At 39.8% G+C, this 16,050-nt stretch carries 7 protein-coding genes; 4 read left to right on the top strand and 3 right to left on the bottom strand.

The features are described from left to right. The first annotated feature begins 147 nt into the window (after positions 1–147). From BLS35_RS13320 to BLS35_RS13330, 3 genes are all read left to right on the top strand, one after another. Positions 148–1,140 (top strand): hypothetical protein, encoded by a 993-nt coding sequence (locus BLS35_RS13320; RefSeq protein ID WP_090781903.1) that lies wholly within the window; start codon positions 148–150, stop codon positions 1,138–1,140. Positions 1,141–1,255: 115 nt separating this feature from the next. Beyond that, positions 1,256–3,343: a PKD domain-containing protein gene (locus BLS35_RS13325; protein ID WP_132225988.1), complete on the top strand. Its 2,088-nt coding sequence runs from the start codon at positions 1,256–1,258 to the stop codon at positions 3,341–3,343. Then, positions 3,331–6,060, top strand: coding sequence for a CHAT domain-containing protein (locus BLS35_RS13330; RefSeq protein ID WP_090781749.1), 2,730 nt, complete (start codon positions 3,331–3,333; stop codon positions 6,058–6,060). Before BLS35_RS13325 ends, BLS35_RS13330 begins: the two co-directional genes overlap by 13 nt. Here BLS35_RS13330 and glgB read toward each other — a convergent pair. The 3 genes from glgB to BLS35_RS13345 form a co-directional block, all read right to left on the bottom strand. Further along, positions 6,035–7,945, bottom strand: a complete 1,911-nt coding sequence (gene glgB / locus BLS35_RS13335; RefSeq protein WP_090781751.1) for a 1,4-alpha-glucan branching protein GlgB — start codon at positions 7,943–7,945, stop codon at positions 6,035–6,037. The two genes, BLS35_RS13330 and glgB, sit on opposite strands and share 26 nt — an antisense overlap. Continuing rightward, positions 7,945–10,413, bottom strand: a complete 2,469-nt coding sequence (locus tag BLS35_RS13340) for a glycoside hydrolase family 31 protein (protein ID WP_090781753.1) — start codon at positions 10,411–10,413, stop codon at positions 7,945–7,947. The genes glgB and BLS35_RS13340 overlap by 1 nt, the downstream gene beginning before the upstream one ends. 167 nt (positions 10,414–10,580) lie before the next feature. Beyond that, entirely contained in the window at positions 10,581–13,454 is a 2,874-nt protein-coding gene (locus BLS35_RS13345; RefSeq protein ID WP_254778871.1) for a TonB-dependent receptor, read from the bottom strand. Between the two features lie 155 nt (positions 13,455–13,609). Between BLS35_RS13345 and BLS35_RS13350 the strand changes: the two genes are divergently transcribed. Then, on the top strand, positions 13,610–16,048 hold the full coding sequence (locus BLS35_RS13350; protein WP_090781755.1) for a penicillin acylase family protein: 2,439 nt from the start codon (positions 13,610–13,612) through the stop codon (positions 16,046–16,048). Positions 16,049–16,050 lie beyond the last annotated feature (2 nt).

Here is a 16,050-nt window from a genome sequence, read left to right on the forward strand (position 1 = left end):
TAATTTAAAACTTCTTTTGGTAGCGCAATAAAAAAAATTAAAACAGGGGGGTAACATTTTTTAACTGCCATTGATATCTATACAAATCACCCAATGGCGAACGCTGAAAAGCCATAATAGAGTAAGCAATTTTTTAAAACTATGAACATGAAAACTTTAAACTTAACATCAGCATTATTCATCGTATTGATCGCCCTAGGCGTAGCGTGTAAAAAAGAAAACTCGAACGACGGTGACACGAACACAGCAAAAACAGCCAAAGAGTTTACCGCTAAATTTGGCGCTCAAAAACAAACTAAAGAGATCAATGCCTCCGCCCTTCCTCAAACTGTATCCTTATTGGATGGCACAAAAATCACATTCCCAGTTGGCTCACTAACTAAGGGTGGCGTACCAGTAACAGGCAACGTTACAATTGAAGCTTATGAGGTATTGAAAAGAAGCACCGTTATATTTACAGGTGGTAATACCAACCACTCATCAGGAGCTCCCTTAGCATCAGATGGCTTTATCTTTATCGATGTAAAATCTGGCGGTGTTAGCGTAGATCAAAACCTTGCTGTACCGATTAAAATCGCTATTCCCGCTAAAAGAGATGGTGCGACTCAACTTTGGGTGGGTGTAGATCAGGGCGGAGAGAAACCACTTGTGGCCGGACCAGCTAACCAAATGGCATGGGCAGCGCCAAGAAACGCGAATGGTGTGGGCATGAAAGAAGTACCTGCTTCACAATCTGCCTTTACATTTGACTTCGGAAGTCTTGGATGGGTCAACTGCGACATATTTTATAATAACGCTAGTCCTAAAACAACAGTAAGAGTAGAGGTACTAAACAACCCAGGTTCAATGGCTAGTTTCCATGCCTATGCTGGTGAAACCTTTGTATACTTCTGCGCGAAAGGAGCTAATGTTGTTGCTCAGTTGTATACTGCTGATGGCCCTAATAAAGTAAAAAGCTACGACAATAGTATGCCAATTGGTTCTCAAGGTAAAATGCTTTCATTCTGTGTTAAAGATGGTAGATTTTACTACGCGGTTCAGGACATCACGATAAGCGCAAACCAAAACTTAACACTTACCCTAACAGAAACTACTGAAGCTACCATACAAGGTGTAATCAGCAGTCTGGATAATTATTAAAATCCCTATTAAACACACAATTGAAGGTTGCATCATATTTATGGTGCAGCCTTTTTCCCGTTTTAATGCCAAACAGGCATTGATTTACAATTATATTGCTAAATTCATTTTTAATATGAAAAGACCGCTACAATTACGCTTATTATTTTCTGCCACTATTTTAGCACAATTATTTGTCGTAACCGGAGTTTTTGCACAAACAAAACATCCAGTAGTCAATAAACCGGTCCCAGCTTTAATAGTGCCAACGGATACTGTTCCGGCTATTATTAACCATACAATTGAAAATGGAGTGGTCAAATTCAGCTCCGTGTTGCGTCCGCTTCGTCAGATCGCCGGTGCCCCCGAGCCTTTCTACAGCTACTTCTGGGAGTTTGGTGACGGACAGTTCTCGTTCGAAAAAGAGCCACAACATATCTATCCAGATACTTTAAAATACGATGTACGCTTATTTGCCACCAATAGTTATGATGATGGTAAACGCCCACCAACAAGACCAAAACCTTTAAAACCAGGCAGCAGTCGCCCCATACTTGCGGCAAATAAATTAAGTCCAGATCAGCAGTTTTTTAAATCGGGAGGTTCTGTTGAGATGAAGACCAATTGCATGCCCAAACCCGGTGACGATATGATGTTGGTTTTCGGTTATCGTAACAAACCCGAAAATGGAGTAGCAAGCCTTAATGGTACCCTCTCCCTTTTATACAATGACAAGGAATTTAACAAAGACAACTTTGAACTAGTCGAAGCCCGGACTTACCATAATGAAAAGAAGGCTTCACTTGATAAATACGGAACAATAGCGGCATTAAAACTAAGCAATGATCAGCCTTATTATGCGGCAATAACGGGCCCAAATGCTGCCGAAGCTAACAATGTCGTATTTGATCCTGAAGGCACAGCTCTGATTAAAGAGAAAATGTTAGCCTATCGAAAAAGTGAAAGCTGGAAATTTGAGAACTTAAAATCAGGGGAAGAGAAGTTTGTTTTTCTACATTTAAAAACTACTCCAGAGATGATTAAAGATACGAATGCGGTTGTAAAACTGACAGGTATGTTTATTCCCGACAATCCATTGGCAGTAACAGAGTTCTTCACCGTTGAACTTCAAATTGTTGCTTCTCATGACCCCAACAAAATGATGTTAAAAAACAGTAGGATGAACTTTCGCTTTACTGGAAAAAACAAAAAACTCACTTACAAGGTAAGATTTCAAAATACTGGTAAAGGTCCTGCAAAAAAGGTAGATGTTGGCGTTGCCATAGGCGAAATACTGGATAAAGGATCTATCGAAATATTGGATTCAAAGCCAAAATTGATTTTATGCAAACAGGCTTACGCCAATCAAAGCTGTCTGGATACCGCTAGCATAGCCGATAGTCTACACTTTATATTTAATAACATTTACCTACCCGGCATGCAGCAAAAGGGTGTAAAAGATGCTGACTCTACCATGGGTTTTATCGAATATAAAATCGGCTTTAAAGCAAAACCTAAAAAGCTCCCTTTTAAAAGTGGCGCGGCCATTGTTTTCGATAAAAATGAGCCTATATATACCAATAGGGCAACAGGAAGATATAAAATGGGACTATCCCCTGGGATTATTGCCGGTTATGGTTTCCCTTTCACAAATGGCAACACGCCCTTTTCAGGTCAAAAGAACATCACTTTTGGTGTTAGCCTGGCCCCTTACGCGCCACACAGATATTATTGGCAAGTGGAGTTATATGCCAGCTCTTTTGCAGAAAAAGAATACCTGATCAATCGAACTCCTGGCAATGATAGACTGGTTCCTATTGTGGTAAATGGCAAGCAACAAGAGGCCAGACTTAAATATGCGGATAGCATGGCACGCGTAAAAGTGGTAACCATTAATATCGTTCCCCTCCAATTGCGGTACAATTTCAACAAATACTTTGGAGCAGGTATCGGTACCCTGGTTTCTTTTAATATTGATGAGCAATCTACTCCATCTAAACAGGGTCTTTTTGAACTTTTAAGCGCGGCGGGCACTGGCGAACAGGTTACTATTAAAAAATCATTCGACAAGATCAGCAAGAGTTTTAACGATTTCCAGAATACGCTGTTTACAGATGTCCAGGTAGGAAAAGTACATGTAGGACCTTCAATTGGTTTTAGGTATTTATATACCTTTCAAGGATCCAACAACAGGCTAATTACTTATTTAACATGGAAGTTTTAGCGAGAATATTTCTTCTTTGTCTTTCATTTTTTGGATTTACTGCCGCTACTGCCCAAACCCCAATAAATATCCCCCAACCTATTACCAGAACATTAGACTCCTTAAAAAAACAGGACAACCTTGCCGATTGGCTATACACAAGGATTGATTACAGCTATGTCAATCCTCGTCAAAGCCTCCCCTTTTTAATGAACACCGAAAGTGAAAGATGGCGCAAGCCCAGGTCTACACCTGAAAAGGAAGCATGGCTAATGCTACTCAGTAATCAGGGTTACAATCAAATGTACACTGGCAACATCCTTAACTCCATCAATTGCTACGAACAGGCCTATAACTATGTTGTTGAGCATAAACTTAATGTTGAGGGGATTGCCGAATATGTTTTAAAGCCATGGGCAAACAACTATACCCGACTGGGAGATTATGAGAAGGCATTGTTTATTCAACAAAAAACACTAAATCATGCTTTAAAAGAACACAATGATCCTTTAGCAGTTTCGGTTTACAACAACATGGCCATCTCCTACCGCTCTTTAGGTGATTTTAAAAAAGCGGAGGAATGCATCTACCTTGGTACTAAAAAAACAACTCCAGCATCTACTGAACTGGTGTTACTTGACAATACTTTGGCAGATATCTATATTGACAAAAATGAACTCGGTCTAGCTGAAAAAATTATATCAAGAAACATTGCCCGCCAAAAACTACTTAAGCAAAATTTCGAATCTGCTTACTGGCTTTTAAGCAGTCATATCACTGCAGGCGATATCCAGAGTAAGCAACAGCACTTTACTGTTGCTCAAAACAACTACCAACAGGCCCTTGCGATTAACGATAAATACTACAATGGGAATCGACTGCGCGAAAAGGCCTATATCTATATCCAACTGGGTAAAATTAAACTCGCTCAAAAACAACCTGATCAGGCTATTGCTTATTTCAACAAGGTATTAAGGACCTTTGGGCTAAGCGATACCAATTCAAAAATCAATGTAGAAAGGGTATTTGGCGACAACCGTCTGGTTGATTTATTTTACCAAAAGTCATTAGCCTATGGCAAGCTGGGCAGAGACAAAGATGCGCTGGAAAACATCCAACTCTCTCTGCTCGCCGCTGATAAGATCCGTTTCGAACTTGCTGATGTAAAAACAAAACAACGTTTCCAATCAGAAACCAAACAAATGGCAGAAAATGCAATTGCCATTGCTTTTAACTTGCTTGCAAAAACTAAGGAGCACCATTTTGCGGAAATTATCGTAAGTATCATTGAACAGACTAGAGCGCGCACTTTATTGGACGATATTCGCAGAAATCAACAGCAATTAAGATTTTCCACAAAAGATCCATTATTTCAGGAGAAAGCAAAGTTTGAGCAAGCCATAGCCTATAACGAAAAGGAGCTTCTACAAGGTGGAGAAGCTCCGAAAGAAATAGAAAAACGCAATGGCGAGCTTAAATTTAAATTGGAAGCTGTTGAAAAACTCCTAACACAACGCTATCCCTCATTGGCCGTAAATAAGGACATTAAGATTTCCAGCAATAGTTTGCTAAAACAATTACCTCGCAGAGCCCACTTTATTGAATTTTTTGCAGGTAGCTCACATCTATATGTAGCCGAAATTTACAATAGACAGGTCAAACACATCAAGCGGGTGTCTGATGCACAACTGGTAAAAAAGAACATATCCTATTTTGTAAACACCTATTACCACAATGGCCCTACAGCCATGATGAATCAACCCAAATCGTTCTTTATCGCTGCCAATCAAATCTATAAAACCTTGCTTGGTGGATTTAGTTTCGCTAAAAATGAAAAGTTGATCATCATTCCTGATGAGGTGATTGGCTATCTTTCTTTCGATGGGATGATTACGAACGACAAATATCAACCTGATATAGCCAACTGGCCTTATCTCATTAAAGACCTTTCCCTCTCCTATTCCTTTTCCATTCAAACCTGGCTAAACCAATCCGCCAAGAAATCCAATCCCGAAAAAAGCTTTGCAGGCTTATTTGTGACCCACCAAAATAAAAACAAACAGTTTATACCTGCAGTAGTAAAGGAGGCCGAATCGATAGAGAAAATTGTAGCAGGTGAGTTTATGATGGATGAGAATGCACGCGTAAAAGATTTTTTTAATGCTTTTGACAAGGCCAATGTATTGCACATCAGTACGCATTCTTATTTATCAGGGGTACAAAAAGAACCAACATTGTCTTTTGATGATGAACCCGTATTCTTATTCGAATTATCGGCCAGAAAAAACGCACCCGATTTAGTCGTTTTAAGCGCCTGTCGCACTGCCGATGGGATGATGAATACAGGTGAAGGTATTATTAGCCTCAGCAGGGGCTTTGCAGCAATAGGAACAGGAGGAACAATAGCAGGCTTATGGAATGTAAATGATCAGGCTGCCTCAGAAATTACCGCAAGTTGTTACAACAATATGCTGCAGGGACAAACGATAAGTATTGCATTACACCATGCAAAACTAGATTGGCTAAAAAGCAAGCAAAGGCCTGCTCAGGAATATCTACCTTATTACTGGGACGCACTCGTTTACATGGGCTACGATAAAAAAGTAACGCTAAAACCTGCAGGCAATACCCTGGCTGATTACGGAAAACTTGGCGCACTAATCCTAACTGCCTTTTTGGGCATTTACTACCTGATAAAAGTAAAAAAGAAACCTATTTCTCCTGCTTCAAAACCGTAACTGCCAATGGCGGAACATTTAGAAGAACAGAATATTCCCTATTATGACAAGCTACTTTTTCGGGCTGAATTGATTTAGTATTCAGTTTTCCGCTTCCAAAAAAATCCTTCGCGTCGGTATTAAAGATCTCTGTCCATTTGGCTTTAAACGGTAATCCGACCCTATAGTTTTCTCTATAAACGGGGGTTAGATTTAAAATTACAATCAATGTATCTTTTGCCTTTTTCCCTTTCCTAATGTAGATATAGATGGAATGTCTGGCATCATCAGCGTTGATCCACTCAAATCCTTCAGCCGAAAAGCTATGCTCATATAAAGCCGGTTCAGAAGTATACAGTTTATTGATGGCTCTAACTGCCTTCTGCATACCCAAATGAGGCGCATGTTCTAGTAAATGCCAGTCCAGTGAGCTTTTAAAATCCCATTCATGAGTTTGTGCAAACTCATTACCCATAAATAACAGTTTGGTTCCCGGATGTGTATACATATAGGCATATAACACCCTTAGGTTTGCAAATTTCTGCCATTCATCTCCCGGCATTTTATAAATCATCGATGACTTACCATGAACAACCTCATCATGTGAAAAGGGAAGCATAAAATTCTCACTAAAAGCATAGCTACTACTAAAAGTAAGCTGATAATGATGATATCTTCTGTTTATAGGATCATTTTTAAAATACTTTAGTGTATCGTTCATCCAGCCCATCATCCATTTCATTCCAAACCCTAGTCCACCGCTATGTACTGGATGGGTAACCAAGGGATAGGTACTACTTTCTTCGGCAATGGTATGCACCCCTTCATAATTACCATAAACAGCAATATTCAGGTCTTTGAGAAACTGGATAGCCCCTAAATTCTCACTGCCACCAAATTCATTGGTAGCAGCATCCCCAGACTTACGCGAAAAATCAAAATAAAGCATAGAGGCCACAGCATCTACCCTTAAGCCATCTACATGAAACTTATCCAACCAATACAGCGCATTGCTGATTAAAAAAGAACGGACTTCGTTTCTGTCGTAATTAAAGATGTAAGACTTCCAATCGGGATGAAAGCCTTTGCGCATATCTGCATGCTCATATAAATGCGTGCCATCAAAATGATAAAGCCCATGTGCATCACCAGGGAAATGCGAGGGTACCCAATCTAAAATAACTGCTATATCATTTTTATGTAGTTCATTGATCAAATACATCAGTTCCTGAGGAGTTCCATGTCTGGAACTTGCCGCAAAATAGCCGGTAATCTGATATCCCCATGAAGGAAAATAAGGGTATTCCATTATGGGCATCAACTCCACATGGGTAAAACCCATATCTAGTAAATAAGGTACTAAACTGTTTGCGATTTCTACATAAGTCAATACGCGATCAGGCTCGCTAGGATCCCGTTGCCAGGAACCAAGATGCACTTCATAAACCGACATTGGTTTATTTAAGGCATTTAATTTAGGTCGTTTGCTTAACCAGCCTTTATCCTTCCATTTGAAATCATTATCCCAAACAATAGATCCTGTTTTAGGTGGATGTTCCCATCTTTTTGCATAAGGATCCCCCTTTTCTACCTCTTCTCCCCCAAATCCTTTAACCAAAAACTTATAGATATCGCCTTTCCCCACACCAGGGATAAAGCCTTCCCAGATTCCTGAAGAATCCAGTCTTCTATTTAAAGGATGCGAAGATCGGTTCCAATCATTAAAATCTGCAATGACATGAACCGACTGAGCATTCGGCGCCCAAACCGAAAAATATGCCCCTCCTACCTCATCAACACTGATAAGATGGGCTCCAAACTTTTCGTAAAGCCGAAAGTGCTTGCCGGATATAAATAATGAAATGTCAAAGTCACTGAATAAGCTATGCGCAAGCACTTCCTTCATTAGTTATATATTTTTATAGTGGTGAAATTCTTATTTGATTTGAAACGTAGGCAATTGTTTTCGTCAATGCGATAGTCTGCAACATCCTTCTCGTCAACCGTAATCTTATTTACATTGAATGGTATCCCTATAACTTTATAATCGTACAGCTCGTAATTAGGTGTATATAAACCATCTACGCTTTGCTCAATTGTAAGCAGGTATTGGGTTCCATTTACACTAAACTTTTTCTCAGAATAAATATCCTGCTCATAGGCAAAAGTATCCCCATGATCTTCGAACAAGAATGAGTTTACTTCGTAATCAGTGTAATATACATTTAATAATACTTCATCAATATTCTTTTCGCCTACATATTGCATTACCGGATATTCTGGAATTACCGATCCGGCCCTTACAAACAATGGCATATTTTCTAAAGGAGCTTGTACATTATGCTCACTTTCGCCTGCCAACACCTCATGTGTCCAGAAATTGTACCACTTACCTTTAGGCAAATAAACCGTGCGAGAGGTAGCTCCCTGCTCTAATACCGGGCATACCAGGATCTTATCACCAAATGTAAATTCATCCTGACGGAAGCTGGTACTTGCATTTTCTTGCTCCAACATCACTAACGGTCTAAGGATTGGGAATCCATACCGATGGTGCTCCCAAAACACAGAATACAGATAAGGCATCAATCTATACCTTAATTCAATGTAAGTCCTGTTAATGCTGGTATAAGGCTCTCCAAAGCTCCATGGTTCGCGTTCTGCAGTATCTCCAGCCGAGTGAGCGCGCATAAATGGAGAGAAGGTACCCAGCTGAATCCAGCGGGTAAACAATTCGCCATCCGGCTCTCCGCTAAAACCACCAATATCTGTTCCGCAAAATGGTACACCAGAAATGGACATCCGCTGACATTGGATGTTACCAATTTTTAAATGTTCCCATGTGGCTACATTATCGCCGGTCCATACACAACCATAACGCTGCATACCAGAATATCCTGCGCGCGTAATGGTAAACGGACGTTTATTGCGCATTAATTTTTTTAGACCATCGTAAGTTGAGCGCACCATTTGCATCCCATACACATTATGGGCTTTGCGATGCGAACCTCTGTATCCCTCGTAATTGTGCCTTACATCGTTAGGAAAAGTACCTGAACCAAACACAGCAGGCTCATTCATATCATTCCATACGCCAGCAACGCCCATATCAACCAGTTCTTTATACAATTTGCCCCACCATTCTCTAACTACAGGATTGGTAAAATCAGGAAACTGGCATCGGCCAGGCCATACATGCCCTTCCATAAAGTAATCGTCGCTACGGCGACAGAAATAATTATTCTCTTTACCCTCTTTAAAAACCCAGTAATTGTCGTCTACCTTAATTCCCGGATCAATCATCACCACAGTTTTAAAGCCATCATTAGCCAATTCCTTAATCATCCGTTTCGGGTCTGGAAAATGACTTTTATTCCAGGTAAAACAACGGTAGCCATCCATATAATCTATATCCAGATAAATGGCATCACAAGGAATATCCCTGGACCTGAAACCATCAGCAATTTCTTTTACCTTCTTTTCTGGATAGTAGCTCCACCTACACTGATGATAACCTAGTGCCCATTTTGGTGGCATTGGGTGGGTGCCAGTAAGGCTTTGATATCTTTTTACCACATCCATTAAATGTGGACCGTGGATATAATAATACTGTAGTTCTCCGCCGTCAGCCCAAAAACTGGTTTTTAAATGGTCTTCTTTACCAAAATCAAAATATGAGCGGAAAGTATTGTCAAAAAATATCCCGTATGCAGCTTGATGATGCACACCAGTATAAAAAGGAATGGTACGATACAATGGATCCTGATCCCAGCCAAAAGAATAAGCATCAGTATTCCAATTTTGGAAATGACGCCCTCTTAAATTCATATTCCCAGATTTATCACCAAGGCCGAAGAAATTCTCATCAGGAAGGCATTTTTTTGTCGCATACACATAATAGCCACCAAATTCCACATTCTCTTCCCAATGCATTGGCGAATCGTCTTCACTCATCACCATTTGACTTGCATTCTCTGTAAACGATACATGAAAGTCGCTTTTCCTGATATTACAGGTTATGGTATTGGTAGCAACGGTATAGCAGTCCTCACGGTCTTCCATTTTAAAAGTAGTCACCTTTTGGTCTACAACAGGCACTGCATATGAAAAATCGTCGAGAAAAACGCCATGAGGCGCCAGCCGAACTCTAATAATCTCATCACTCACCACCCTAATTTCAACACGGGCATCACCATCAGAAAAATAAAACTTATTTCCTTCTGCCACTGCTTGCTGTACCGCACTAAGGTATTTTTTCACAATTGGCTTGGGCCCTGAAACTGGATTATTTAAGTGTTGCACTGTTTCATCAACTTCTTGCCCACTATTTATATTTTCGTTTACTTCTTGCTGTTGTTTATTTAGCTCTTCCATGAAAACCCCTTTGATTAAAAAAAAAGAACGAATTTACTTCGTGTACTTTATACAACTAAGGTGTTAAAATTTCTATTAAAACCAAAGGATTATTATGAGATAAAATTAGGGCAATAAAAAGGCCCTGACGTGAACATCAGAGCCTTAAACCTTAGAAAAAGAATAATTTATGGATTAAATGTGTAAGATACATAGTAAAGCGCGCCTACTGCAGGGTTACCATATGAGGTGATATAATATTTATTTAAAATATTTGAACCACCTACTTTAATCATTGAGTTTACTGAAGGAATTTTTAAGTTAACCTGTGCATCAATAGTAGTAAATGCTGGAACTACGCCCGAAGCAAATGATGAATTCCAGAAAAATTCATCCTGCCAGCGGTAATTTACATTAAATCCAAAATTTTTAATGATCTCTTTATTTCCCAGACCAAGATTATAACGGACTTTAGGTGTATTGAAATCATTGAGGTAATCGGCAGGAAGGTCACCGACCTCATTATAAGAAACGTTTCCGCTTAAATTATAATTTTTACCCAGCAAATAATCAATTCCCAAAGCAGCACCGTAAGAGGTTACCTTTCCAGTAGCATTTACCGGAACTCCGAATTTAGGAAAAGGGTAAGTGGTCCCCTGTTGCTGGTAAACTTCTACAGCAGTAATAAAATTTTTATACTGATTGTAATAAGCGTAGGCATCGATTAAAAATTTAGGACCTAACAAGCCTTTATAGCCAACTTCATAGGATTGAACACTTTCTGGACGAATACCTCTTGGATCAAACTCATAAACTTTTAACAATGCCGGATTTGGAGCTCCTGCGGCCAATGAAGCATCATATGCACGATAACTAACATCTGTATAAGGTTTCATTGTAGTAAGCATCTTGTATTTATCCAACATTTCAGGCAAACCTCCGATCAATCGTTGACGACCACCTGCTACAGATAAATCTATATATTGATTTTGAGTAGTCGGGTTGCGGTAACCTGTTTGATAAGAAAGGCGAATGTTATTGTTTGGCGCTACCGTGTAGACACCTGAAATTCTTGGCGTAAAGCGCCCTTCAAAATTGGTACTTTTATCATATCGTCCAGATAGAGACAATTTAAACTTTTCATCAAATAATTTTTTTGCCACTTGTGCAAAAGCGCCATACTCATTGATATCTATCTTATCATTAAGATCATTGAAAATAGTTCCACCTGAACGCAATTGATAAATCCGATAAGAACCCCCAACCTGCAGTTCAACAACATTGTTTAATGCGTTTGAAAAATTATACAATCCCTCATAATGGTAAAGATTGGTTTTATCATCGAATTTCGCACCTAACCCTGATGAGATCGTATTGTTAATAATACCATTTTTCGCTGTCTCAAATTGAGGTGTGCCCGGCATAAAACGTCCTTGGTCGGCCACTCCTCTTGCAGCTGCATGTGCTGCATCGTTGTTGGCTCCCCCGCCAAGCGCATTTGCATAAGCCAACGCATACTGTGCAAACCAACCTGAGGTCGGATCAGAAGCTGGACCACTACTGGGACGATAGGCCTCATTGATAAATGAACCAAGTATAGAAGATATATATGAATCACCCGAACGTTCCTGGGTAGTATAACCTCTTACAAAGAAATCCTGTCCTTTTAGCTCTAATTTAAACTGACCAATGCTAAAATTGCGTAAAGAATAGCGATCAGAGCCCGTGTAAACAGAGGTACCTGTACCCCAGGCTGCATGTGCAATAGCTTCTATCGTTGGTGTAAGCTTATAATGAAGAGATCCCGATGCCTTTAATGACTGCGTATCATAGTCTACAAGATTAGCTTCGTTATATCCTGTTCTAGAAACACTTTGACTGGCTATGGTACCTTTATTTAAACCATACAGTACGCCCAAAAACGGAAGCGCCGGACTGCCGGCAAGAGCTGCTTTAATGTTATTAAAAGGTACATTCGCATTAATTAAGCCATTGATTTGTGCATACCCTGTCGGAGATTGAGTGGCAAAACCTCCAGCCAGACTCCTGGCAGCTAAAAGTAAATTTGCATTAACCTCATCACCATATACATTTATACCATCATAGTTTGGATCAGAAGCCCGATCGCCCGATTTAAATGTACGTGCTGCGCGATCAAAATTACTGTAGTTATCAGCCTGCCAGTCTTTAGCCTGCAAGAATGAAAAGGTTGCTTTTACGGCGAACTTATTGTTCCATGCTTTAGCCATACGTACATCCAGCTGATTAAACTGCTGGTTGCCCGTATTGTCATCATTCAAATGATTGATACCTGATTTAAAAGAAAAACTAGGACCCTGATAGTCAAATGGACTTTTTGATGTCATTAACATTGTTCCATTTATACCTCCTGCACCATACAACGCTGACGAAGCGCCAGGCAATAATTCCACATTATCTACGTCAAGATCTGAAAGTCCTATGATATTACCCACTGAAAAATTCAACCCCGGAGCCTGGTTATCCATTCCATCCACAAACTGATTGAAACGGTTATTACCATTCGAGTTAAAGCCCCTGGTATTAATAGATTTAAATGTTAAACTCTGCGTACTAATTTCTACTCCTTTCATGTTCGTTAACGCATCATAAAAAGAAGGGGCAGAAAGCTCTTTAACTGTGCTTTGCCCCATGCGTTCGATTGATACTGGAGATTCAAGAATCCGTTCCGGTGTTCTGGAAGCCGAAATAACAACCTCCTGCCCAAGAATAGCTACTTGCTCCAGCTCTGTCATTATTCCGGAAGTGTTTCCTGTAATCTCTATTTCAACTGGTGTATACCCGAGAAAAGAAATAACCAGGCTAAATGGAGCTTTTCGAGTTGTACTAAATGAATACCTGCCATTCGCATCTGTTGCCGTTCCGCTTGTAGTGCCTTTTACTGTGATCCCAACACCTGGTATTGGCTGTTTAGTTAACTTGTCTGTAACCAAGCCACTAATAACAACACTTTGTGCATGTACCGTTAAGCCAGCAATACATAACAAAAGCGCAAAAATCGACTTTGTAAACATTTTCTTCATACTTTATTTTCGTTAGTTAAATCTTAACATAAACTTAATTAAATTTTTGACATTACCAAATTTTATTCGATTAAATATTTCGAAGACAAAATCTGATCATTCGTTGCATTTCAATTAAGTTTTATGTTAAATTGCCATAGCAAAACACCAGGTTTATGAAGAATAGAGTTAGAGCTTCCATTTGCATTATCATCCCTTTATTACTGACCTATACTTTGAATACAAAATTTGGCAATGTACCCCCGGTTTTAAAATTCCTAAATCCATTTACTGGTTTCTGGCAAAATGCAGAGTCAACAACAATAAAAGCAAATCGCAGTATAATTTTAAAGGGCACCTACCAAAATGTTGACATTGCATTCGATGATCGCATGATCCCCCATATTTTTGCAAAAAATGATCATGATGTTTATTATGCTCAAGGGTATGTAACGGCAATGCATCGTTTATGGCAAATGGATTTTCAAACCCGGTTTGCCGCCGGCAGAATATCAGAAGTAGTTGGCAAAAAAGCCATAGAACTGGATAAATATCAGCGCAGAATGGGGATGGTTTTCGGCGCAGAACGTTCTTTAGAAGGAATGATGAATGACCCTAAATCCAAAGAAATGGTACTTGCTTATACTGCAGGTATCAATGCCTATATCCATTCCCTATCAAAATCGCAACTGCCAATTGAATATAAAATACTGGATTTTAAACCTGAGGACTGGACGCCAATCAAATGCGCATTGTTATTGAAACAGATGTCGGCCGTTTTGGCCATGGGCTCCGACGAGTTTTACATGACCAATATCAGGAACAAATTTGGTGCGGATGTAGTGAAAGACCTTTTCCCGGATTATCCTTTTAAGGAAGATCCAATTATTCCCGTGGGTACAAAGTGGGATTTCAACCCACTGCCGATACCTCAAGTTCCTTCATCTGTTAATGAAGCCCTTACCGGAACAATAAAAACTAAACAAAAAGAAGAGGGAATTGGCAGCAATAACTGGGCTGTATCAGGATCGAAAACAGCTTCTGGATTACCCATACTGGCAAACGATCCACATCTTGATTTATCACTTCCTTCTATCTGGTACCAGATTCAGTTACATGCGCCCGGCTTAAATGCCTATGGTGTCTCTCTACCTGGAGCCCCTGGTGTCATCATTGGCTTTAACAAAGACATTGCATGGGGTGTAACCAATGTAGCAGCTGACGTACTTGATTTTTACCAGATTAGATTCAAAGACGACAGCCATAAGAACTATTGGTACAACAACCAATGGAAAAATACCAGCACCAGACTAGAAACCATCGTCATTAGAAATGATAAAAATATTGTAGACACGGTGTATTATACCCACCATGGGCCAGTAGTTTACCTCCAAAAAGTGAAGGATTTCTCTAAAGCAAAAAACATACCTGTAGGGAATGCCTTAAGGTGGATTGCACATGATAAATCGAATGAACTAAAAACCTTCTACCTGTTAAACAGAGGAAAAAACTACAATGATTACCGAAACGCACTAACCTATTACACTGCACCGGCTCAAAACTTCATTTTTGCATCTGCGGAAAACGATATTGCCATCACCGCAAATGGAAAATTTCCGCTTAAATGGAGAGATCAAGGTAAATTTATTCTGGATGGAACAGATCCCAAATACGACTGGCAGGGATGGATTCCTGCTTCGCAAAATCCAACGGTTAAAAATCCAGCGAGAGGCTTTGTAAGCTCCGCAAATCAATCTTCGACTGACAAAACCTACCCATATTATATTAACTGGGAGTTTAGTCCCTACGAACGGGGCAAGCGCATAAATGACAAACTAACAGCAATGAATAAAGCTACTGCAGACAGTATGATCAACATGCAAACCGATAGCTATAGCATTCATGCAGAAAATATTCTCCCTACGATTCTAGCAATGGTAGACAAAAGCAAACTCAATGCAACACAGAAAGAAGCACTTCGGTTTGTGTCCACATGGGACAAATACTATGATGCAAAATCAGTAGCCGCCAGCGTATTTGACTTCTGGACTAAACGACTTATGTTTGACATATGGGATGATGAATTTACCGTTGCTAATATCCCGATGCGCTACCCATCGAGAGACCGAACGGTTCAACTTATCCTAAAAGAACCAAACTCCAAATGGATAGACAACGTAAATACCCCTCAAAAAGAAACACTTTCGGACCTGGTAAACGAAGCCTTCAAATATGGCTGTGATAGTCTCGAAAGAAAATATGGTTCAATCGGAAAGCCATGGGAATGGGCCAATGTAAAAAACACCAACATCCCACACCTGGCAAAAATACCCGGATTTGGATCCAAAGTATTGCTAACTGGGGGCGGCAAAATGACCATCAATGCATTAAATGAAGGAAATGGTCCTTCCTGGCGAATGGTAGTAGAATTAGGCAAAATGCCAAAAGGTCATGGCGTATACCCCGGTGGGCAATCGGGCAACCCTGGCAGTCCATTTTACGACAACATGATTGACAAATGGGCAAGTGGAAAACTCTATGACCTGTTTTTTATGCAGTCTGCTACTGATGCCTCTGCCAAAATAATTTCTCAATTAAAAATATCCAAAAAGTAACC

This window comes from Pedobacter sp. ok626 (assembly GCF_900100435.1).
Taxonomy (GTDB): Bacteria; Bacteroidota; Bacteroidia; order Sphingobacteriales; family Sphingobacteriaceae; genus Pedobacter.

Excerpts from the sequence above, each read along its gene's own strand:
- BLS35_RS13320 (WP_090781903.1), top strand. The coding sequence starts at position 148 with ATGAAAACTTTAAACTTAACATCAGCATTATTCATCGTATTGATCGCC.
- BLS35_RS13325 (WP_132225988.1), top strand. The coding sequence starts at position 1,256 with ATGAAAAGACCGCTACAATTACGCTTATTATTTTCTGCCACTATTTTA.
- BLS35_RS13330 (WP_090781749.1), top strand. The coding sequence starts at position 3,331 with ATGGAAGTTTTAGCGAGAATATTTCTTCTTTGTCTTTCATTTTTTGGA.
- glgB (WP_090781751.1), bottom strand. The coding sequence starts at position 7,945 with ATGAAGGAAGTGCTTGCGCATAGCTTATTCAGTGACTTTGACATTTCA.
- BLS35_RS13340 (WP_090781753.1), bottom strand. The coding sequence starts at position 10,413 with ATGGAAGAGCTAAATAAACAACAGCAAGAAGTAAACGAAAATATAAAT.
- BLS35_RS13345 (WP_254778871.1), bottom strand. The coding sequence starts at position 13,454 with ATGAAGAAAATGTTTACAAAGTCGATTTTTGCGCTTTTGTTATGTATT.
- BLS35_RS13350 (WP_090781755.1), top strand. The coding sequence starts at position 13,610 with ATGAAGAATAGAGTTAGAGCTTCCATTTGCATTATCATCCCTTTATTA.